The sequence below is a fragment of the Jidongwangia harbinensis genome (assembly GCF_020216025.1).
In the GTDB taxonomy this organism is placed as follows: domain Bacteria; phylum Actinomycetota; class Actinomycetes; order Mycobacteriales; family Micromonosporaceae; genus Actinoplanes; species Actinoplanes harbinensis.
The window spans coordinates 185875-207207 of record NZ_JAIWNC010000006.1 but is presented as its reverse complement, the minus strand read 5'-3'; the positions used below and the strand labels follow the sequence as shown (position 1 = coordinate 207207).

At 70.9% G+C, this 21333-nt stretch carries 21 protein-coding genes; 15 read left to right on the top strand and 6 right to left on the bottom strand.

All coding sequences use genetic code 11. The features are described 5' to 3' along the window. Positions 1-19 precede the first annotated feature (19 nt). From LDL48_RS11310 to LDL48_RS11280, 7 genes are all read left to right on the top strand, one after another. The gene (locus tag LDL48_RS11310; protein ID WP_225255002.1) at positions 20-952 is read left to right on the top strand and encodes an ABC transporter ATP-binding protein; all 933 of its coding nucleotides are present in this window, start codon (positions 20-22) and stop codon (positions 950-952) included. Then, the gene (locus tag LDL48_RS11305) at positions 949-1776 is read left to right on the top strand and encodes an ABC transporter permease subunit (RefSeq protein ID WP_225255001.1); all 828 of its coding nucleotides are present in this window, start codon (positions 949-951) and stop codon (positions 1774-1776) included. The genes LDL48_RS11310 and LDL48_RS11305 overlap by 4 nt, the downstream gene beginning before the upstream one ends. A 294-nt stretch (positions 1777-2070) precedes the next feature. Continuing rightward, on the top strand, positions 2071-5805 hold the full coding sequence (locus tag LDL48_RS11300; RefSeq protein ID WP_225255101.1) for a multifunctional oxoglutarate decarboxylase/oxoglutarate dehydrogenase thiamine pyrophosphate-binding subunit/dihydrolipoyllysine-residue succinyltransferase subunit: 3735 nt from the start codon (positions 2071-2073) through the stop codon (positions 5803-5805). A 60-nt stretch (positions 5806-5865) separates the two neighbouring features. Then, a complete protein-coding gene (locus tag LDL48_RS11295) occupies positions 5866-6042 on the top strand; it encodes a DUF6104 family protein (protein ID WP_225255000.1) in 177 nt (58 codons plus the stop codon). Between the two features lie 1262 nt (positions 6043-7304). Continuing rightward, complete coding sequence (locus LDL48_RS11290) at positions 7305-8027, top strand: AAA family ATPase (RefSeq protein WP_225254999.1); 723 nt, start codon at positions 7305-7307, stop codon at positions 8025-8027. Positions 8028-8081: 54 nt separating this feature from the next. Beyond that, a complete protein-coding gene (gene pta / locus LDL48_RS11285) occupies positions 8082-10151 on the top strand; it encodes a phosphate acetyltransferase (RefSeq protein WP_225254998.1) in 2070 nt (689 codons plus the stop codon). Further along, a complete protein-coding gene (locus tag LDL48_RS11280) occupies positions 10148-11251 on the top strand; it encodes an acetate/propionate family kinase (RefSeq protein WP_225254997.1) in 1104 nt (367 codons plus the stop codon). Before pta ends, LDL48_RS11280 begins: the two co-directional genes overlap by 4 nt. 6 nt (positions 11252-11257) lie before the next feature. Here LDL48_RS11280 and LDL48_RS11275 read toward each other — a convergent pair whose 3' ends face one another. Further along, on the bottom strand, positions 11258-11419 hold the full coding sequence (locus LDL48_RS11275) for a hypothetical protein (protein WP_225254996.1): 162 nt from the start codon (positions 11417-11419) through the stop codon (positions 11258-11260). A 123-nt stretch (positions 11420-11542) separates the two neighbouring features. Here LDL48_RS11275 and LDL48_RS11270 point away from each other — a divergent pair, with 123 nt between their 5' ends. Together LDL48_RS11270 and LDL48_RS11265 are read left to right on the top strand one after the other, a co-directional pair. Continuing rightward, positions 11543-12556, top strand: a complete 1014-nt coding sequence (locus tag LDL48_RS11270) for an alpha/beta hydrolase family protein (RefSeq protein WP_225254995.1) — start codon at positions 11543-11545, stop codon at positions 12554-12556. After that, a complete protein-coding gene (locus tag LDL48_RS11265; RefSeq protein ID WP_225254994.1) occupies positions 12553-13500 on the top strand; it encodes an alpha/beta hydrolase family protein in 948 nt (315 codons plus the stop codon). The genes LDL48_RS11270 and LDL48_RS11265 overlap by 4 nt, the downstream gene beginning before the upstream one ends. 5 nt (positions 13501-13505) lie before the next feature. On the opposite strand, the gene LDL48_RS11260 is transcribed toward LDL48_RS11265, so the two are convergent. The 3 genes from LDL48_RS11260 to LDL48_RS11250 form a co-directional block, all read right to left on the bottom strand. Continuing rightward, positions 13506-14456 (bottom strand): zinc-binding dehydrogenase, encoded by a 951-nt coding sequence (locus LDL48_RS11260; protein WP_225254993.1) that lies wholly within the window; start codon positions 14454-14456, stop codon positions 13506-13508. A gap of 75 nt (positions 14457-14531) precedes the next feature. Next, entirely contained in the window at positions 14532-15770 is a 1239-nt protein-coding gene (locus LDL48_RS11255; RefSeq protein ID WP_225254992.1) for an NAD(P)-dependent malic enzyme, read from the bottom strand. A 132-nt stretch (positions 15771-15902) separates the two neighbouring features. Next, the gene (locus LDL48_RS11250; protein ID WP_225254991.1) at positions 15903-16211 is read right to left on the bottom strand and encodes a S26 family signal peptidase; all 309 of its coding nucleotides are present in this window, start codon (positions 16209-16211) and stop codon (positions 15903-15905) included. An 85-nt stretch (positions 16212-16296) separates the two neighbouring features. Here LDL48_RS11250 and sodN point away from each other — a divergent pair, with 85 nt between their 5' ends. From sodN to LDL48_RS11235, 3 genes are all read left to right on the top strand, one after another. Further along, complete coding sequence (sodN, locus tag LDL48_RS11245) at positions 16297-16704, top strand: superoxide dismutase, Ni (RefSeq protein WP_225254990.1); 408 nt, start codon at positions 16297-16299, stop codon at positions 16702-16704. After that, positions 16701-17081 carry a GNAT family N-acetyltransferase gene (locus tag LDL48_RS11240; protein WP_308016450.1) on the top strand — a complete coding sequence of 127 codons (381 nt, stop codon included), beginning with the start codon at positions 16701-16703 and terminating at the stop codon, positions 17079-17081. Before sodN ends, LDL48_RS11240 begins: the two co-directional genes overlap by 4 nt. A 158-nt stretch (positions 17082-17239) precedes the next feature. Then, positions 17240-17653: an ATP-binding protein gene (locus tag LDL48_RS11235; protein WP_225254989.1), complete on the top strand. Its 414-nt coding sequence runs from the start codon at positions 17240-17242 to the stop codon at positions 17651-17653. Positions 17654-17670: 17 nt separating this feature from the next. Here the strand turns inward: LDL48_RS11235 and LDL48_RS44460 are convergent, their stop codons facing one another. Together LDL48_RS44460 and LDL48_RS11225 are read right to left on the bottom strand one after the other, a co-directional pair. Further along, a complete protein-coding gene (locus LDL48_RS44460; protein ID WP_225254988.1) occupies positions 17671-18366 on the bottom strand; it encodes a FadR/GntR family transcriptional regulator in 696 nt (231 codons plus the stop codon). 36 nt (positions 18367-18402) lie between these two features. Then, positions 18403-18798, bottom strand: coding sequence for a hypothetical protein (locus LDL48_RS11225; protein WP_225254987.1), 396 nt, complete (start codon positions 18796-18798; stop codon positions 18403-18405). A gap of 53 nt (positions 18799-18851) precedes the next feature. Between LDL48_RS11225 and LDL48_RS11220 the strand changes: the two genes are divergently transcribed. The 3 genes from LDL48_RS11220 (at position 18852) to LDL48_RS11210 (ending at position 21056) form a co-directional block, all read left to right on the top strand. Beyond that, a complete protein-coding gene (locus LDL48_RS11220) occupies positions 18852-19802 on the top strand; it encodes a diacylglycerol/lipid kinase family protein (RefSeq protein ID WP_225254986.1) in 951 nt (316 codons plus the stop codon). Positions 19803-20217: 415 nt separating this feature from the next. Further along, positions 20218-20472, top strand: coding sequence for a WhiB family transcriptional regulator (locus tag LDL48_RS11215; protein WP_225254985.1), 255 nt, complete (start codon positions 20218-20220; stop codon positions 20470-20472). Positions 20473-20675: 203 nt separating this feature from the next. Next, the gene (locus tag LDL48_RS11210; RefSeq protein WP_225254984.1) at positions 20676-21056 is read left to right on the top strand and encodes a MerR family transcriptional regulator; all 381 of its coding nucleotides are present in this window, start codon (positions 20676-20678) and stop codon (positions 21054-21056) included. Positions 21057-21333 lie beyond the last annotated feature (277 nt).

The following is a 21333-nucleotide window of genomic DNA, read 5'->3' as shown; positions in this document are numbered from 1 at the left end:
CTCGCCGAAGGGAGTCAGCGTGACCGTCGGGCAGACCAGTCCCGGGTCCGAAGAGATCGTCGTCCGGAACCTGACCAAGCACTACAAGCAGCTCCGGGCCGTGGACGATCTCTCGTTCACGGTGCGGTCCGGCCGGGTCACCGGCTTCCTCGGGCCGAACGGCGCGGGCAAGACCACCACGTTGCGCATGCTGCTCAACCTGGTCACCCCGACGTCCGGCACGGCGACCATCGGCGGGCAGCGCTACCTCGAGCTGGATCAGCCGATCCGCCACGTGGGCGCGGTGCTGGAGGCGAGCAGCGCCCACCGTGGACGCACCGGCGTCAACCACCTGCGGGTGATCTGCGCGGCGGCCGGGCTGCCGCGCGAGCGCGCCGACGAGGCCCTGGCGCTGGTCGGGCTGACCCCGGCCGCCAAGCGCAAGTTCAAGGGCTACTCGCTGGGCATGAAGCAGCGGCTCGGCATCGCCGCCGCGATGCTCGGCGACCCGCGGGTGCTGATCCTGGACGAGCCGGCCAACGGCCTCGACCCGGAGGGCATCCGCTGGATGCGCGACCTGCTCAAGGCGCTCGCCGCGGAGGGACGCACGATCCTGGTCTCCAGTCACCTGCTCAGCGAGATGCAGCAGCTCGCCGACGACGTGGTGATCGTGGCGGCGGGCAAGCTGGTCCGCCAGGGCCCGGTCGACGAGGTGCTCGGCTCGATGGGCGCCGCCGTACAGGTCCGGGTGCGCACCCCCGATCCGGCGAAGCTGACCACCGCGCTGGCCGCGTTCCAGCCGTCGATCACCCCGCTGCCGGACGGCGCGCTGCTGGTCACCGGCATGGAGACCGCCGCGATCGGGCACGCCGCGTTCACCGCGTCGGTGGAACTGCACGAGCTGACCGGCGAGCGGGCCGACCTGGAACAGGTGTTCCTGCAGCTGACGGCCGGAAAGGCGGGCATCCGATGAACCTGGTCCGCTCGGAACTCACCAAGCTCCGCACCACCTCGACGTGGTGGGTGTTCACCCTGATCATGATCCCGCTGTGGGCGCTGGCGGTGCTCTACAACTGGGGCTCGTCGTACGCCACGCAGCAGGCCAGCACGGCCTCCGACGTCCCGGCCGACCAGGCCGAGGTGGTCCAGGTCGCCGGCGAGGCGATCAACGTGGCCACCACGCTCTACACCAGCGGCCAGTTCCTCGGGGTGCTGCTGGTCATGCTGCTCGGCGCGATCATCGTGACCAACGAGTTCTTCCACCAGACCGCCACCACGACGTTCCTGGTGAGTCCGCACCGCGAGCGCGTGATCCTGGCCAAGTTGATCACCGCGGTCCTGGTGGGGCTGCTGTTCTGGCTGGTCACCACGGTGCTCAACCTGATCGCCGTGCCGTTCGTGCTGGACGCGCTGAACGTGCCGGTGCAGCTCGGCGAGGCGGGCGTCTGGCGGGCCGTCGGCCTGAACGCGCTGGCGTTCGCGCTCTGGGCGATCGTCGGCGTGGGCGCGGGCGTGCTGATCCGCAGCCAGCTCGGCGCCACGCTCACGCTCTCCCTCGGCTACGTGATCGGCACGATGGGCGCCAGCCTGGTGTTCTTCCTGCTCGCCGAGTACGTCGCCGAGTGGTTCGAAAAGCTCCAGGTGCTGGTCCCCACCACCGCCTCCGCCCTGATGATCTCCGGCACCGAACTGCCCGGCAATCCACCCCGCTGGGTAGGCGCCGCCGTGCTCATCGGCTACGCCCTGGTGACCGGCCTTCTAGGCACCGCCATCATGAAGCGCCGCGACATCAGCTGACCAAGCCTTACCCGCGGGCGCCCGAACTACCGGGCCCCCCCGCGCGTTTCCGCAGCTCCGCCCCACGGTGAAGTAACCGCGCCCACCCACCCGCGAGGGCCGCCGGTCTTCGGGTGCCAAGATCGAAGGAGCGAAGCGAGCTTCGATCTTGGCACCCGATGACCGGGTATAAGGCCCGAGCCCGCGAGCGACAGCGAAGCCGGCCAGCAGGGTAGCCTTGTCAAGCAAGACTCTCCGTCCCGTGTGACGATCGCGTCGCGTGCTGACAACATGGTGAAAGAGGCGAACACGGCAGTGTCGACCCAGCAGACTTCGCAGGACAATCCGCTCGCCGATTTCGGTCCCAACGAGTGGATCGTCGACGAGATGTACCAGCGCTACCTGGCAGATCCGGCCAGCGTCGACCCCGCCTGGCACGACTTCTTCGCCGACTACAAGCCGGCGATGGCAACCGGCTCGATCGTGACGCCGGACGAGGCGACCGCGGCGAACGCCACCGCCAGCGCGGCCCGGGCCGGCACCGACGCCCCGGCCGCGACGACCGTGGCCCCGGTGAAGCCGACCGTGCCGAAGTCCCCGGCCGAGCCCGCGAAGTCCGCACCCGCCCCGAAGCCGGCCGCCGAGACCAAGCCGGCCGCGCCGAAGCCGAGCACCAACGGCAAGGCGCCGGAGGGCGCCAAGGTCACCACGTTGCGCGGCGTGGCCGCCCGGATCGTGCAGAACATGGACGCCTCGCTGGAGGTGCCCACCGCCACCAGCGTGCGCGCGGTCCCGGCCAAGCTGCTGGTCGACAACCGCATCGTGATCAACAACCACCTCGCCCGGGGGCGCGGTGGCAAGGTCAGCTTCACCCACCTGATCGGCTGGGCGCTGGTCCGCGCGGTCATCCAGCACCCGGAGATGAACAACTCGTTCGCCGAGGTGGACGGCAAGCCGGCGCTGGTCCAGCCGGAGCACATCAACCTGGGCATCGCGATCGACCTGGCCAAGAAGGACGGTTCCCGCGCGCTGGTGGTGCCGTCCATCAAGAACTGCGAGCAGATGGACTTCCGGCAGTTCTGGCAGGCGTACGAGGACGTGGTCCGCCGGGCCCGGCGCAACGAACTGACCATGGACGACTACTCCGGCACCACGATCTCGCTGACCAACCCGGGCGGCATCGGCACGGTCCACTCCATCCCGCGCCTGATGGCCGGGCAGAGCGCCATCATCGGCGTCGGCGCGATGGAGTACCCGGCGCCGTACTCGGGCATGTCCGACGAGACGCTGGCCGACCACGGCGTCAGCAAGGTCACCACGCTGACCAGTACGTACGACCACCGGGTCATCCAGGGCGCGCAGTCCGGCGAGTTCCTCAAGGCCGTGCACGAGTTCCTGCTCGGCGAGCACGACTTCTACGACGACATCTTCACCTCGCTGCGGATCCCGTACGAGCCGGTGCGCTGGATGCGCGACGTGGCCCGCACGTCCGAGGGCCAGATCGACAAGGCCGCCCGGGTGGTGGAGCTGATCCACGCGTACCGGGTGCGCGGTCATCTGATGGCCGACACCGACCCGCTCGAGTTCGAGATCCGCCGGCACCCCGACCTGGACGTCACCCAGCACGGCCTGACGCTGTGGGACCTGGACCGGGTGTTCCCGGTCGGCGGCTTCGCCGGCAAGCAGAAGATGAAGCTGCGCGACGTGCTGGGCGTGCTGCGCGACACCTACTGCCGCCGGGTGGGCATCGAGTACATGCACATCCAGGGCCCGGAGGAGCGGCGCTGGATCCAGGACCGCATCGAGCTCAAGTACACCAAGCCGGACCCGGCGGAGCAGAAACACGTGCTCAACCGGCTGAACGCGGCCGAGGCGTTCGAGACGTTCCTGCAGACCAAGTTCGTCGGCCAGAAGCGGTTCTCGCTGGAGGGCGGCGAGTCGCTGATCCCGCTGCTGGACGAGGTGCTGCAGGCGTCCGCCGAGGCGGGCCTGGACGAGATGGTCATCGGCATGGCGCACCGCGGCCGGCTCAACGTGCTCGCGAACATCGTCGGCAAGCCGTACGAGAAGATCTTCAACGAGTTCGAGGGTCAGATGGACCCGCGGTCGGCGCACGGCTCCGGCGACGTCAAGTACCACCTGGGCCAGACCGGCAAGTACACGACGCCGGACGGCGAACACGCCACCACGGTCAGCGTGGTCGCCAACCCGTCCCACCTGGAGGCGGTCGACCCGGTACTCGAGGGCATCGTCCGCGCCAAGCAGGACCGCCTGGACCTGGGCCTGCACGGCTACACGGTGCTGCCGCTGCTGGTGCACGGCGACGCCGCGTTCGCCGGTCAGGGCGTGGTCGCCGAGACGCTCAACCTGTCCCAGCTGCGCGGTTACCGCACCGGCGGCACCGTCCACGTGGTGGTCAACAACCAGGTCGGCTTCACCACCGCGCCCGAGTACAGCCGCTCGTCGCTGTACTCCACGGACGTGGCCCGGATGATCCAGGCACCGATCTTCCACGTGAACGGCGACGACCCCGAGGCCGTGGTCCGGGTCGCCCGGCTGGCCTTCGAATACCGCCAGGCGTTCAACAAGGACGTCGTGATCGACCTGGTCTGCTACCGCCGCCGCGGGCACAACGAGGGCGACGACCCGTCGATGACCAACCCCAAGATGTACGCGATCATCGACACCAAGCGTTCCGTCCGCAAGCTCTACACCGAGGAGCTGATCGGCCGGGGGGACATCACCGTGGAGGACGCGCAGGAACAGTTGCGCGACTACCAGCAGCAGCTGGAGAAGGTCTTCAAGGCGACCCGGGACGCGGCGGGCTCGCCGCCGAAGCCGCGGCGCGCGCTGACCGAGGAGCCGGAGCCGCAGGTCGAGACGGCGGTGGAGGCGGGTGCGCTGCGCGCGGTCGGCCAGGCCCACCTCGAGCTTCCGGAGGGCTTCACCCCGCACAAGCGGGTCCAGCAGCTGCTGGAGCGGCGCGCCAAGATGGCCGCCGAGGGCGGCATCGACTGGGGTTTCGGCGAGCTGCTGGCTTTCGGCACGCTGCTGTCCCAGGGCGTCACGGTACGTCTGGCCGGTCAGGACTCGCGGCGCGGCACGTTCGTGTCCCGGCACGCCTCGATCGTCGACGCGAAGACCGGCAAGGATTTCCTGCCGCTGTCCACGCTGGCCACCGGCAGCGCCCGCTTCTTCATCCATGACTCGCTGCTCAGCGAGTACGCGGCGATGGGCTTCGAGTACGGCTACTCGGTGGAGAACCCGGAAGCGCTGGTGCTGTGGGAGGCGCAGTTCGGCGACTTCGTCAACGGCGCCCAGTCGATCGTGGACGAGTTCGTCTCCTCCGGCGAGGTGAAGTGGGGCCAGCAGTCCTCCCTGGTGCTGCTGCTGCCGCACGGCCAGGAGGGCCAGGGCCCGGACCACTCGTCCGGCCGCCCGGAGCGGTTCCTGCAGCTCTGTGCGCAGGACAACATGCGGGTGGCGAACCCGACCACCCCGGCGAACTACTTCCACCTGCTGCGCCGGCAGGCGCTGTCCGGCAAGCGGAAGCCGCTGATCGTGTTCTCGCCGAAGTCGCTGCTGCGGCACAAGCTGGCGGTGTCGTCGGTCGCCGACTTCACCGACGGCTCGTTCCAGCCGGTGATGGGCGACGCCGGGGTGAAGGGCCGCCCGCTGGCGCCCGAGTCGGTCAAGCGGGTGCTGCTCTGCTCCGGCAAGGTCTACTACGACCTGTACCAGGCCCGCGCCGAGCGCGACATCACGGACACCGCCATCGTCCGGATGGAGCAGATCTACCCGCTGCCGGTGGAGGAGCTGAAGGCCGTGCTGGCGCAGTTCCCGAACGCCGAGGACTTCGCCTGGGTGCAGGAGGAGCCGGCCAACCAGGGTGCCTGGTCGTTCGTGGCGCTGAATCTGCTGGAGCACCTCGAGGGGGTGCGCCTGCGGCGAATCTCGCGTCCGGCGGCGGCCGCGCCCGCGGTCGGGTCGGCCAAGCTGCACGACGCCGAGCAGGCCGCGCTGGTCGAGGCGGCGCTGCCGCAGTCCTGACGGTTGCCGGGGGCGGGGAGGACCTCTCCGCCCCCAACGCCGGTTGCTTAGGATTCAGGCATGTACTTCACGGATCGCGGCATTGAGGAACTGGTCGAGCGGCGCGGTGAGGAAACCGTGACGCTGGAGTGGGTGGGCTCGCAGCTGCGCAGCTTCGTCGACAATCACCCGGAATTCGAGACGGCGATCGAGCGGTTCGCGACCTTCCTGGCCCGAGACGACGAGGACGACGACTGACGAGCGCAATGCGGCGAGTTTGTCGCCCCGCAGAAACAGTCGACGGTTTATCGGTCATCGCCGTTTGCCGCACATTTCCGCCGGACCGGCCATTCCACGCCTTCCCGACGATTTCCCTCGCTGCTCGGATCAAGAAACCCCACCCGAACCCGCCAGCCAGTTTAATAGTCAAACAAAAGAGCAACGCCATCGCCGCGGGCAGATCCGCCCGGTCCTGCAATGCCCCGCATCACCGATCCGGTCGCATGCCGCCCCGCGCGCCGCGCCCGCCGCACCCCGCAACGGCCGCCCGACGCGCCCCACCCCACCTCGCCGCACCCCACCACGCCCACCCGACGCGCCCCACCCCACCTCGCCGCACCCCACCCACACCCGCCCGACGCGCCCCACCCCACCTCGCCGCACCCCACCCACACCCGCCCGACGCGCCCCACCCCGCCTCGCCGCGCCCCACCCACGCCCGCCCGCCGCGCCCCGCCGGCCTTGACACCGATGCCATTCCTCACCGTGGCAATGCCGAAGAAACCGACCGCCCCCGACCACAGGCAGATCGCATTTTGGCATGATCGAATACTGACAAGCCGTCTCCGGGATGCGGGACAATTGCAGCATGGGGCAGTTGGCATTGTTCAGTCGGACCGAAATCAGCAAGCTTCGCGACCGGACTGCCGCACGCAATCATTCGGAATTCCGTGAAGAATTCCGCCGCGCCCACGAGCGGCGCCGGGCCTGGGGTCTGCAAAGCCGCCATGCCGCCAAAATGCGTCGCATACGGCTGGGCGGCGCCGTGTCGCCGACCGCACCCGCAGCCAGAAGCGACCGGACGCGCCCCCGAACGGCGACCGCGACCCCGCTTGCACCACCGCCGAACGGCGTCGTCTCACCGCCGGCAGCGCTGGACACCGCGGCAACCCGCCAGACAGTCACCGCCCGCGACACACCCACAGCCCGCGACACAGCCGCTACCCGCGACACACCCACAGCCCGCGACACAGCCGCTACCCGCGACACACCCACAGCCCGCGACACACCCACAGCCCGCGACACAGCCGCTGCCCGCGACACAGCCCGCCGCTCGCGACATGGCGGCAGTCTTGGCCCGGCCCCTGGCCAGGCGCCGACTTCGGCTGACGGTGGTATTGCCGCATCGCCCACCGGCCGGAGCCGCCGGTCGCGTGGCGTGGTGCCGATCGCCGTGGTTGCCGGCCAGCTCCACAGCGCGAGCCCTCGCACCGTGGCTCGGTCCGGCTACCGTCGGCCGGGTGGGAACGATCGGCGAGCGCCGGCCGGTGCGCCGGGTGGAACTGGACCACGGCGTCGAGGTCGACAAGTCGGCGTGGTGGGCGCAGATCCCGGCTGTGGCCGCCGTGCTGGAGCGGGGACTCAACATTCCGGCCGGGGTGACGTTCCTGGTCGGCGAGAACGGGTCCGGCAAGTCGACGCTGGTCGAGGCGCTCGCCGGGGCGTACGGACTGAATGTGGAAGGCGGCTCACGCAGCGCCCGGCACCGTACCCGGGAGACCGAATCGCCGCTCGGCGGCATGTTGCGGGTAATCCGCACGCCGGGGCGGCGAGCGAACGCCTACTTCCTGCGGGCCGAGACCATGCACGGGCTGTACACCTACCTGCAGGACAACGTCGGCGACCCGGGTGCGTTCCACGAGAGCAGCCACGGCGAAGGGTTCCTGGAGCTGCTGGAGAGCAGGTTCACCGGGTACGGGTTCTATCTGATGGACGAGCCCGAGGGACCGTTGTCCTTCACCTCCACGCTGAGTCTGCTGGCCCGCCTGGACGTGCTGCGCGGCGCCGGCGCCCAGGTGGTGGTGGCGACGCACTCGCCGCTGCTGACCGCCCTGCCCGGCGCCACCATCCTGGAACTCGGCGATCATGGCATCCGCCGGACGCTGTGGAGCGAGCTGGAGATCGTGGCGCACTGGCGGCGGTTCCTCGCCGGGCCGGACGCCTACCTCGGGCGGCTGCTCTGACCGCCACGGCCGTTCGGCCCTATCACGGCGACCGATCTTGGGTACGTTGAAGCCGTGGCGCGCAGTGTGTACGTCGCCGGGCTCGGTCCCGGTGTCGGCAAAGGAACGGTCGCTCTCGGCCTGGTCGAGTTGCTCTCCCGGCAGGTGGCCCGGATCGGGGTGTTCCGGCCGCTCGCCGGCGCCACCGACGATCCGTTGCTGACGCTGCTCACCACCCGCTATCCGGTGATGGCCGGGTACGCCGAGTCGTACGGCGTCACCGCCGCCGAGGCGTCCGCGCTGGTCGCCGACGGGCGGCGGGAGGAGCTGATCTCCCGGATCGTGGAGCGCTACCGCGAGGTGGAACGGCGCTGCGCCGCGGTGGTGGTGGTCGGCAGCGACTTCGCCGACTCCCAGCACGAGGACGGCGGCGAGGAGATGCCGCGCGAGCTGGCCTTCAACGCCCGGCTGGCGACCGAGTTCGGCAGCGTCGTCCTGCCCGTGGTGAGCGGCGAGGGGCGTACCTCGGCGACGTTGAACTCGGCCGCGCGCAGCGCGTACCACTCGATCGTCGATCTGGGCGCGACCGTGCCCGCGGTGATCGCCAACCGGGTGCCGGACGGCGTCGACGTCCCGGCCGGCCTGCCGGTGCCGGTCTGGGCGCTGCCGGAGGTGGCGGCGCTGGCCGCGCCCACCGTGGCCGAGGTGGCCGCGGCGCTGGACGCCGAGGTGCTGGCCGGCGGCGAGGCGGCGCTGGACCGGGACGTGCTGGACTACGTCGTCGGGGCGGCGCACGTGCCCGCGCTGCTGGACCACCTGACCGACGGCGCGCTGCTGATCACCCCGGGCGACCGGGCCGACCTGCTGGTGGCGGCCAGCGCGGCGCACGCGGCCGGCAACGTCACGCTGGCCGGCCTGGTGCTGACGCTCGGCGAGCTGCCGGATCCCCGGGTGGTCCGGGTCATCGAGCGGCTGAACACCGGCCTGGCCATGCTGGTCGTGCGGAGCGACAGCTACCACACCATCTCGGCGGCCGGCCGGATCGCGGCCCGGCTCAGCCCCGCCACCCCGCGCAAGGTCGACGCGGCGCTGGGCGTCTTCGAGAAGCACGTGGACACCGCGGAGCTGTCCCGGGCGCTGGAGGTGGCGCGGTCCAGCCGGGTGACCCCGCTGATGTTCGAGAACGACCTGATCGACCGGGCCCGCACCGACCGGCGGCATCTGGTGCTGCCGGAGGGCACCGACGAGCGCATCCTGCGGGCCACCGAGACGCTGCTGCGGCGCGGCGTCGCCGACCTGACCCTGCTCGGCGACCCGGCGGAGATCAACCGCCGGGCCCGCGAGCTGGGCGTGGACCTCGGCGCCGCCCGGCTGGTGCACCCGGAGACCAGCAGCTGGCGGGACACGTTCGCGGAGCGGTACGCGGACCTGCGCCGGCACCGCGGCGTGACGCTGGACCTGGCGTACGACGTGGTGCGCGACGTGAACTACTTCGGCACCCTGATGGTGTCCTCCGGCCTGGCCGACGGCATGGTGTCCGGGGCCACCCACACCACCGCGGCGACCATCCGGCCCGCGTTCGAGATCATCAAGACGGTGCCCGAGGTGTCCGTGGCGTCGAGCGTGTTCTTCATGCTGCTGGCCGACCGGGTGCTGGTGTACGGCGACTGCGCGGTGAACCCGGACCCGGACGCCGCCCAGCTCGCCGACATCGCGATCTCCTCGGCGCACACCGCGGCGGCGTTCGGCATCGAACCGCGGATCGCGATGCTGTCCTATTCCACCGGCAGTTCCGGCGCCGGTGCCGACGTGGAGAAGGTCGCGGCGGCCACCGCGCTGGTCCGGGAACGCCGGCCGGACCTGCCGGTGGAGGGTCCCATCCAGTACGACGCGGCGATCGACCCGGCGGTGGCGGCCACGAAACTGCCGGAGAGCACGGTCGCCGGCAAGGCCACGGTGTTCGTGTTCCCGGACCTCAACACCGGCAACAACACGTACAAGGCGGTGCAGCGGTCGGCGAACGCGGTCGCGGTCGGGCCGGTCATGCAGGGCCTGCGGCGCCCGGTGAACGACCTGTCCCGCGGCGCGACGGTCAAGGACATCGTCAACACGGTGGCGATCACGGCGATCCAGGCGGCGGTATGAAGATCCTCGTCCTCAACACCGGCTCGTCGTCGGTCAAGTACCGCCTGTTCGACGGCGCCGACACGGTCGCGAAGGGGCTGATCGAGCGGATCGGCGAGGCGGACGGTGACGCCGCCGACCACGGCGCGGCGCTGCGGCAGATCATGGATTCCGTCGACCTGTCCGGGCTGGCCGCGGTCGGGCACCGGGTGGTGCACGGCGGCAGCGACTTCGAGAAGGCGACCGTCGTCGACGACGACCTGGTGGCCGCGGTGGAGCGTCTGGTGCCGCTGGCGCCGCTGCACAACCCGGCCGCGCTGACCGGTATCGCGGTGGCCCGCGGCCTGCTGCCGGACCTCCCGCAGGTGGCGGTGTTCGACACCGCGTTCCACGCGTCGATCCCGCCGGAGGGCGCGGTCTGGGCGATCGACGCCGAGCTGGCCCGGCGATGGCAGATCCAGCGGTACGGGTTCCACGGCACCTCGCACGCGTACGTGTCCCGGCAGACCGCCCGCCTGCTGGGCCGGCCGGTCGGCGAGACCAACGTGATCACCCTGCACCTGGGCAACGGCGCCAGCGCCTGCGCGGTCCAGGGCGGCCGCAGCGTGGCCACGTCGATGGGGATGTCACCGCAGGGCGGCCTGGTGATGGGCACCCGCAGCGGCGACATCGACCCCACCGTGGTCTTCCACCTGCACCGGGAGGCCGGGATGTCGATCGACGAGATCGAGACGTCGCTGACCCGGGGCGCCGGGCTGCAGGGGCTGGCCGGCGCCAACGACATGCGTACGGTGCAGGAACGCTGGTCGGCCGGCGACCCGGCGGCCACGCTGGCGTTCGACGTCTACTGCCGGCGGATCCGCGAGTACGTGGGCGCCTACTACGCCGTGCTGGGCCGGGTCGACGCCGTCACGTTCACCGCCGGTGTCGGCGAGCACTCACCGGAGGTCCGGGCCGTGTCGCTGTCCGGGCTGTCCGCCCTGGGCATCGAGATCGACCCGGACCGCAACGAGCGCGGCGAGAAGATCATCTCGCCGGACGGCGGCCGGGTCGCGGTCTGCGTGGTGCCGACCGACGAGGAACTGGAGATCGCCGAACAGACCCGCACCGCGATCGCGTGAGACGGGTTACAGGGCCAGCCAGGCGATGACCGCGAGCACGACCACGGCGAGAACGACGCCGCCGAGAATCAGCGGTGTCTTCGACGCGGCGGCCGGCTCCGCCGGGGAACTGGTGAAGGCGCGGAACGCCTCGGTGTTGCCGCTCGGGTCCACGGAGTTGTCAGACATGCGCACGACCATAGCGAAGCCGCGCACCCCCGGCGACTCCCGCCCATAGCGCCTACCAGCCCAGACGTCTCGAGACTGCGGAATTCACTCCATCGTGGGAGTGTCCGCCCTACCGTCGGAATCATGGGGCGAATGACCTTCACCGTGGCGGCGGTGGCTCTTGTGGTGACGCTGCCGGCGACCGCGTGCGTGTCGGAGCGGTCCCGGGTGGCGGTGCACGACGCTGGTGTTCCACTGGAGCGCTCCAGTGGAACACCAGCGCCGGAATCACCCGCGCCGCGGCTGCGACCCGAAGCGCGGCCCGAAGCGCGGCCCGAGCCGGAGGCGCGGCCGCGCCGCTACGCGGTCGGGCTGCGGGAGCTGCGGCTGGCGCGCGGACCGGACCGGCCGCTGCGCACGGTGCTGCTCTATCCGCGTACCGCGCCTCCCGCCGCCGAGGCCGGTGACCCGCCGCTGCGCAACACCCGCCCGGCCCGCGGCCGGTTCCCGCTCGTGCTGTTCAGCCACGGCCTGCACGGCTCACCCGAGCGGTACACCCCGGTGGCCGCCGCCTGGGCGTCGGCCGGCTTCGTGGTCGCGCTTCCGGCCTACCCGCACACCAGCGCCGGCGCACGGCCGTACCGCCGCGCCGACATCGTGCACCAGCCGGCCGACGCGGCGTACGTCATCGCGCAGGTCCGCCGCCTCGACACCCGGCGGGGCGACCCGCTGCGCGGCCGGATCGACGGCGACCGGGTGGCCGCGGTCGGCCACTCGGCCGGCGGCTACACCACGACCGGGCTGTTCACCGCCGGTCATGACGCGCGGCTGCGGGCCGGTGCGGTCCTGGCCGGGTGGCAGGCCCCCGGTGCGTTCGCCGGGCCGAGCGCCACGATGCTGTTCCTGCACGGCGACGCGGACCCGGTGGTGCCGATCGCCCGGGGCCGCGCGGCGTTCGGGCGGGTGCCGTGGCCGAAGTCGTTCGTCCGGCTGCCCGGCGCCTCGCACGGGCACTTCCTGCTGCCCGGCAAGCGCGGCTACCCCCAGGTGATCGCTCTGGTCACCGACTTCCTCCGGTGGACGCTCACCGGCGATCAGCGGGCCGGCCGCCGACTACCGCCGAGCGACCTCCCGGTGCCCGGCACAATGGGTGCATGAGACGCCGTACCGCCGCGCTGGCGATCGTCGCCCTGAGCGTGGCCGGGCTGCTCAACGCCTGTTCCGCGGACCAGCCTCCGGCCGCCGACTCCCCCACGGCCGGACCCCGGTCGCCCGCGCCGTCGCCCGCGCCCGCCCCGCCGTCCGCCGGCGGCGCCCCGAAGGGCCTGCCCGCCGCCGGGACCGCGCCCACCACCCGCTTCCAGGTCGAGGTGCGGACCCTGCGGTTCCACCGCGGTCCGGACCGCCCGCTGACCACCACGGTGTGGTACCCGGCCGACGGCGACGGCCCGTTCCCGCTCGTCGTGTTCAGTCACGGCCTCACCTCGGAACCCGCCGCCTACGCCTCGGTACTCCGGTCCTGGGCCCGCGCCGGTTTCGTGGTCGCCGCCCCGGCGTTCCCGCACACCTCGTACCGGGCGAGGGACTTCGACGCACTGGACGTGATCAACCAGCCGGCGGACGCCTCCGAGGTGATCACCCGGATGCTGGCGCTCAACGAGACCGACGGCGACCTGCGCGGCCGGATCGCCCCGGCCCGGATCGGGGCGGCCGGGCACTCGGCGGGCGGCATCACCACCATCGGCATGTTCAGCGGCGCCCGGGACCCACGGCTGATCGCCGGCATCGTCCTGTCCGGCCGGCGGGTGCTGCCGGCGCCGTTCACCGGTCCGGCCGCGCCGCTGCTGTTCGTGCACGGCAAACGGGACAAGACCGTGCGGTACGCCGACGGCCTCGCCGCGTACCGGGCCGTGCCCTGGCCGCGCGCCATGATGGCGGTCACCGAGGGCGGCCACGTGGCGATCACCAAGGACTTCGGCCCGGTGATCACCACCACGACCGACTTCTGGCGCTGGAGCCTGTACGGCGACGGGACCGCCAAGGACCGTCTGAAGGCCGACGCCACCCGCGGCGGGCGGGCCACCTTCACCGACGACCTGTAGGCCCCTCAGTGCAGGTGGTCGACGACGACCTTGCCGAACACCTCGCCCGAGTGCAGCCGCGCGAACGCGTCCACCACTGCGGTGAAGCCGTACGTCGAGTCGATCACCGGCCGGATGTCCATCGCCGCCATCAGGTCGAGCAGCGCGCCCAGCTCCGCCGCCGTACCCATCGTCGAGCCCAGCACCTCCAGCCGCATGGCGAACAGCCGCCGCAGGTCGACCGTGGCCTGATGCCCGCCGGTGGCGCCGCAGACCACGATCCGCGCGCCCGGCGCCGCGCACTTCATCGAGTGGTCGAACGTCGGCGCGCCCACCGACTCGATCACCACGTCGACCCGTTCCGGCAGGCGGGTGCCGGGTGCCACCGCGGTGGCACCGAGCGCGGTCACCCGTTCCCGCTTCCACTCCTCGCGGCTGGTGGCGTACACCCGCTTGCCGAGCGCCACCGCGAGTACCACGGCCGCGGTCGACACGCCCCCGCCCGCGCCCTGCACCAGCACCGATTCGGCCTCGGCGACGCGGCCCCGGGTGGTCAGCATGGTGTAGGCGGTGAGCCAGGCGGTGGGCAGGCACGCCACGTCCGCGAAGGAGAGACCGGCCGGTTTCGGGATCAGGTTCTCCGGGGGTACGGCCACCCGGTCGGCCAGCGTGCCCGGAAAGTTCTCGGAGAGCAGGGACAGCCCGCGCGGGTCACCCGGGTCCGGCACCACCGGGAAGACGACGACCTCGTTGCCGTCCGGGTCCACCCCGGCCGCGTCGCAGCCGAGGATCATCGGCAGCCGGTCGGCGGGCAGGCCGACCCCGCGCAGCGACCAGAGTTCGTGGTGGTTGAGCGAGCTGGCCCGCACGTCGACGGTCACCCAGCCGGCCGGCGGCGACGGCTCGGGCAGGTCTCCGACGGCCAGCGCGGCCAGAGGTTCGTCGGGCTTCACGGTGCTGGCGTAGGCGGCGCGCATGGCCCGAGCTTACGGCCCGGCGACCGACGCCGGTGTTCCACTGGAGCGCTCCAGTGGAACACCGGCGTCGTCACCTCACGCCGTAACCGACGCCCGCTCGTCCGGGACCGCCGGCGCAACCGTCATCCGGGCCACCCCGTCCCGCTCCGCCGCCCGGGCCACCGCCTGCGCCACCGCCGGCGCGACCCGCGGGTCCAGCGCGGACGGCACGATCGCGTCGGCCCGCAGGTCGTCCGCGACCACCTCGGCGATGGCCTTGGCGGCGGCCACCTTCATGCCCTCGGTGATCGTGGTGGCCCGGGCGTCCAGCGCACCCCGGAAGATGCCGGGGAACGCCAGCACGTTGTTGATCTGGTTGGGGAAGTCGCTGCGTCCGGTGGCGACCACGGCCGCGTACCGGGCCGCGATGTGCGGCGGGACCTCCGGCGTCGGGTTGGCGAGCGCGAAGATGATCCCGCCCGGCGCCATGCCGGCCAGGGCCGCCTCGTCGATCAGTCCGCCGGAGACGCCGATCAGCACGTCGGCGCCGATCAGCGCTTCGCGGATGCCACCGGTACGCCCGGAGTAGTTGGTGGCCGCGGCCAGCTCCGCCTTGCTCGGGTTCAGCCCCTCGCGTTCGGTGTACAGGATGCCGCGGGAGTCGCAGACGATCACGTTGGCGCCGGTGACCCCGGCCGCGATCAGCATCCGGGTGATCGCCACCCCGGCCGCGCCCGCGCCGCTGATCACCACGCGCAGGTCGGCGAGCCGGCGGCCGAGCAGCTTGGTGGCGTTGCGCAGGGCGGCCAGCACGACCACCGCGGTGCCGTGCTGGTCGTCGTGGAAGACCGGGATGTCCAGCGCGGCGTCCAGCCGGCGCTCGATCTCGAAGCAGCGCGGTGCGCTGATGTCCTCCAGGTTGATGCCACCGAACGAGGGGGCGAGCGCGGTCACGATCGCGATCAGCGCCTCGGTGTCCTGGGTGTCCAGGCAGACCGGCACCGCGTCGACGCCGCCGAACTGCTTGAACAGGACCGCCTTGCCCTCCATCACCGGCATCGCGGCCCGGGGTCCGATGTTGCCCAGGCCGAGCACCGCCGAGCCGTCGGTGACCACGGCGACCGCGTTGCCGGTCCAGGTGTAGTCGGCGGCCAGGTCGGGGTTGTCGGCGATCGCCTCGCAGACCCGGGCGACCCCGGGCGTGTACGCCAGCGACAGGTCGTCCCGGCTGGACAGCGGCACGGTCGCGGCGATCGCCATCTTGCCGTGCTGGTGCAGGTCGAAGACGGGGTCGGCGGCCAGGGCGGGATCGAGTTCAAAACTGAAAAAGGACATGGGAAACTCCGAACGGCATCGGGACGTCGTTGAGCCAGCCGGTCGGTGCGCGAGTCTGCGCGGACCGGCGTGCGATGCGGGGGTCTCCCGGACAATGACCGCAAGACTACGGTGTGCTGCGGTTACCGGAGGTTAACTTAGGCGTCCCGGACGGGGCCAGTAACGCCACCGAGCGCGTCCGATGACATCCGCCACTCCGTACGCTCGGGAATCGTCCGTCACGAACTCGTTGTCCCCGCGTACCCACCAGCCGTCGTCCTGCTCGCGCACCGCGCGCTTGATCACCAGCAGGTCCGGCCGGGAGCGGAAGCGCGCGACCACGACGTCACCGGCGCGGACCCGGCCGCCGCGCCGCACCAGCAGCGCGTCGCCGTCGCGCAGCGTCGGCGCCATCGAGGGTCCTCGCACCAGTACGGCAAATAGTGGCAGTTGCCACCGCACGGCATCACGTCTCTCGCTGAGTCAGGCGGATGTGTAAGGGGTAGTGTCGTCTTCGGATCATCGCAACCAGTCTGGAGGGGTCCTGATGCGACTTCCGCGTTTCCTTATGCCTCGCACCGTGGTCAGTGCCCACTGCGATCTGCCGTGTGGGGTCTACGACCCGGCCCAGGCCCGGATCGAGGCCGAGTCGATCAAGGGCATCATGGAGAAGTACCAGGCGAACACCGACCCGGAGTTCCGCACCCGCGCCATCATCATCAAGGAGGAGCGGGCCCAGCTGGTCAAGCACCACCTGTGGGTGCTCTGGACGGACTACTTCAAGGCACCGCACTTCGAGAAGTACCCGAACCTGCACCAGCTGTTCAACGAGACGACCAAGCTCGCCGGAGCCTCCGGCGCCAAGGGTTCGCTCGACCCGGCCGTGGCCGACCAGCTGCTCGGCAAGATCGAGGAGATCGCCAAGATCTTCTGGGAGACCAAGCAGGCCGCGTGACTTCTGCCGTCACCATCCGGCCGGCGCGTCATGACGATGTGCCGGCCGTCGTGGCGATGGTCCACGAGCTGGCCGAGTTCGAGCGGGCCGCGGACCAGTGCCACCTCACCGAGGAGCAGCTGCGTACCGCGCTCTGCGGACCGGATCCGAGTGTCTTCGCGCACGTCGCGGCGGACGCCGACGAGGTTCCGGTCGGCTTCGCGCTGTGGTATGTGAACTTCTCCACCTGGGAGGGCACCCACGGGGTGCACCTGGAGGATCTGTACGTGCGCCCGGCCGCCCGGGGCACCGGGACCGGCGCCGCGCTGCTGGCCGCGCTCGCGGCGATCTGCGTGGAGCGCGGTTACCGGCGCCTCGAGTGGGTGATGTTGGACTGAATCCGGCCGCCGACTTCTACGCCGCGATCGGTGCGACCGTGGTGGAAGACTGGTTGCCGTACCGATTGACCGGCGATGCTCTGGACCGACTCGCTGAACGGGCCTCCCGCACCGGGACCTTCAGCCGCTAGAGTCTCGTCCATCGGGAGGATGGGTACGTGACTCAAGCGACACAAACGCAACCGGAGCCGGCGATCGGGGACGACGTCGTGCTGCTCACGGTGCCCGCCGACGGTGGCTACCTCGGTGTCCTCCGGACCGCGACGGCCGGACTGGCCGCCCGGCTGCACTTCGCGCTCGACGAGATCGAGGATCTGCGCATCGCCGTGGACGAGGCCTGCGCCATGCTGCTGGCCATCGCGACCCGCGGCGCGGAGCTGGAATGCCGGTTCGCGGTCACCGACGACGCGCTCACCGTCGAGGTGACGGTCTCCACGGTGCGTGGTGCCCGGCTGCCGGCCGAGTCGTCGTTCGCGTGGAAGGTGCTGACCGCGCTCACCACCAGCGCGTCCGCCGAGGCCAACGGCCGCTACGCGACCATCCGCCTGCTCACCCGCCGCACCGAGTTCTGATTACCACCGGGTTCTGACTACCGCTGGTTCACCTCGGAGAGGTAGTCGAGGTGCCGGCGGGCGGTCACCACGGCTTCCTCGGCGTTCCGGTCGGTGAGGTGCTTCAGCAGCGCCCGGTGATCCGCGTCGATCTGCGCCCAGTATCCGTCCGGCAGGCTGTCGACCACTTCCTCGCCCAGCGTGACCTGGTACAGCGGGCGGGTGACCAGCTCGAACAGCGGGTTCTCGGTCGCCTTCGCCACCGCCGAGTGGAAGATCGAGTGCGCGTGCAGCATGACGTCGAAGTCGTCGATCTCCGGATTGAACAGCGCGCTGCGGATCTCGGCCAGGTGCGCGTCGGTGCGCCGGATCGCGGCCAGACCGGCGGCCGGGACCTCGAGCGCCCGGCGCAGCTCCAGCAGATCGGTGAGGCCCACCGCGGGCGAGTTGGTGAGCAGCGTGAGGCCGGTGGACAGCGCGTCGGACAGCTGCCCGGCGTTCGGGTGCGCGACGAAGCTGCCCCCGGTGACGCCGCGGGTGGTCACGATGAGGTGCTGGCTGGACAGCAGGCGCAGCGCCTCGCGGACCGTGCTCCGGCTGACCCCGGACCGCACGCAGAGTTCCGGCTCCGGTGGCAGCCGCTCACCGGGCCGCAGCCGTCCGGACGTGATGTCGGCACGCAACTCGTCGGCGAGGAGCTGATACGCCGGGGGTCGCACTGTTGATCCGGTCACCCACTCAGGGTAGGCCTAAATCGGCGCCCTGCGGAGCTAGTCGACGCCAAGAGCCCGGGTGCTCGAGGGCGACACGAGCAGGACGCCGACCACCAGACCGAACGCCATCAGCAGCAGCCCGAGCCAGGCCGGGCCGGTCTGCAGCAGGAAGCCGCCCGAGGCGATCACGAACAGCTGCACGACGACGGCCGGTCCGCGGGCGCCCGGCGCGCGCCGGGACAGCGCGCGGGCGACCACCACGACCGCGGCCGCGGCGAGCGCGGCCATCACGATCAGGGCCACCGCCACCCCGACCTGCACCTCCGCGGCGGTGAGGAGCCGGATCAGGAGGTACGCCGTCAGAGCGGCCAGACCGAGCGCTTGGAGCAGCAGCAGGCGTACCGCCCAGAGGAGGGTCGCCGGGGTCGTACTGTCGGATTTCTCGCCGTTCACTGGAGCACCATACCGACAGCTCAGAATGCCTCCGGCGTTGTACAGTGCCGCGCATGCGCGCGTTACTGGTGGTTAACCCCAAGGCCACCACCACCAATGAGCGCAGCCGGGACGTGCTGGTCCGGGCGCTGCGCAGCGAGGTCGACCTGACGGTGGAGTACACCCTCCGTCGTGGGCACGCCACGGCACTGACCCGGGCGGCGGCGGAGAGCGGCGTCGATCTGGTGGTGACCCTGGGCGGCGACGGCACCGTCAACGAGGCCGCGAACGGGCTGATGACCGCGGCCCCGGCGATCTCCGGGCGGACGGTGGCGCCGGCGTACCGGCTGCCCGCGCTCGCGGTGGTCCCGGGCGGCTCGACCAACGTCTTCGCCCGCGCGCTGGGCATGCCCCGGGACTGGGCCGACGGCACCAGCGTGATCATCGACGGGCTGCGGGACGGCCGGTACCGGGTGATCGGGCTGGGCCGCGCGGACGACCGGTACTTCACCTTCTGCGCCGGCTTCGGCCTGGACGCGGACGTGGTCCGGCGGGTGGAGCAGGCGCGGCTGCGCGGCCGCACCTCCACCCCGGCGCTGTACGTGCGCTCGATGATCAGTCAGTTCTTCTCCGGCGAGGACCGCAAGTCGCCGCCGCTGTCGCTGGAGCGTCCCGGCGAGGAGACCGAGGGGGAACTCGGCACGGTCATCGTGCAGAACACCGCGCCCTGGACCTATGTCGGCGATCATCCGATCAATCCGAACCCGGAGGCGTCGTTCGACACCGGACTGGACGTCCTCGCGGTACGGAAGCTCTACGTCCCTAGCACTGTACGCACAGTGACGCAGATCGCCTCCAACAAGCGAGATCCACACGGCAAACAGGTCCTCCGGTTGCACGATCAGGCCGAGTTCACGGTGGTCGCCGGACGCCCTCAGGCGTTCCAACTGGACGGGGATTACCTGGGTGAGCGGCAGAAGGTGCACTTCATGTCCGTTCCCGAAGCGTTGCGTGTGATCTGCTGACGACGGGGTACGCGTACAGGGCACCCCTCACGATCCGTTACAGAAACTCGGCAAAAGGGTCGGCAACCGGGCCGGGACCGTACTACATTGATGGGAGCGTTGGTCAACCGGATCTGCGGGATAGCCACAGAACCGGACATAGGGGTCGTGAGGCAGCTCACCCGCCCGGAGAAAGTTCGGGCGTTACCCTTGACATCGCAGGAGTTCGTGAAAGCATTCACAAGCGATAAGAAGTAACCGGTTGCCGCTCGCGTGCGTTCCTAATCCAGAAGCGCCGGAACGGTGCCATGAACAAAAGCTTGCTCACGCCCTGGTGATCCGACCGCTGCAGTCAGTCGGTAGCCACGGCGTATGCATATAGGTAAACCCGCACCGCGTCTATTGCCACCCATTAGAAACAAGGAGTGTTGCCGCCATGGACTGGCGTCACCATGCGATCTGCCGCGACGAGGACCCCGAGCTGTTCTTCCCGATCGGGACGTCTGGCCCGGCGCTCCTGCAGGTCGAGCAGGCCAAGGCCGTCTGCCGGCGGTGCACCGTGACCGAGGAATGCCTGTCCTGGGCACTCGAGTCCGGGCAGGATGCCGGCGTTTGGGGCGGCATGAGCGAAGACGAGCGCCGCGCTGTGAAGCGTCGTGGCGGTCTGCGCGTCGGAGCACCCACCGCCTAGTCAATCCCCCTCACAGCATTTACGCCCCGCGGCCGATCGGCCCGGGGCGTCGTGCTGTTTCGGGACGATTACCACCCGCAATGACTGCGCTCCGCGCGAATTCGACCACTCAGGGTTCGCGAAATGATCTCGAAATTGCCTCGGCCACCTTTGGTTCCGGTCCGGGTACCCTCCGCTGCGAAGTTTCTTGTCAAGATGGGGCCATGTACTACTCCCCCGGCGAGGTCGCCGACAAGACCGGCTTCAGCATCGACACGCTCCGCTACTACGAGCGCATCGGCCTGCTCGAGGGCATCGCCCGCACGTCCGGCGGGCAGCGGGCGTTCACCGACGACGACATCTCCTGGCTGGGAACGCTGCGCTGCCTGCGGGACACCGGCATGCCGATCGCCCGGATGCGGCGCTACGCCGAACTCACCCGCCTGGAGGGCACCGAGGCGGAACGGCTGCAGATCCTCGAGGAACACGACGAGGAGGTGGGCCACCGCATAGCCGAACTGGAAGACCAGCGCTCCTACATCCGCGGCAAGATCGCCTGGTATCGCGAAACCACCCAGACCCCCGCCACCGCCCCTTCCGCCTAACCCCCGCCCCTCCACAGCCCACAGCCCCCCGGCACCCGCCTCCGGCACCCGTGCACCCATGCACCCGCCCCAAACTGCGTCGATCTTGGACTCCTGGTGGGAATAAAAGCCGCATCGCACCGACAATTCGGGCACCACAAGTCCAAGATCGACGCAGTTTGGCGGCGCCGGGGCGGCGGTGGGACCGCGGGGACGGCAAGAGCCGGCCCAGCACGCAGAACCGCAGGAACGGCAAGAGCCGGCCCAGCACGCAGAACCGCAGGGACCGTCGGGCCGG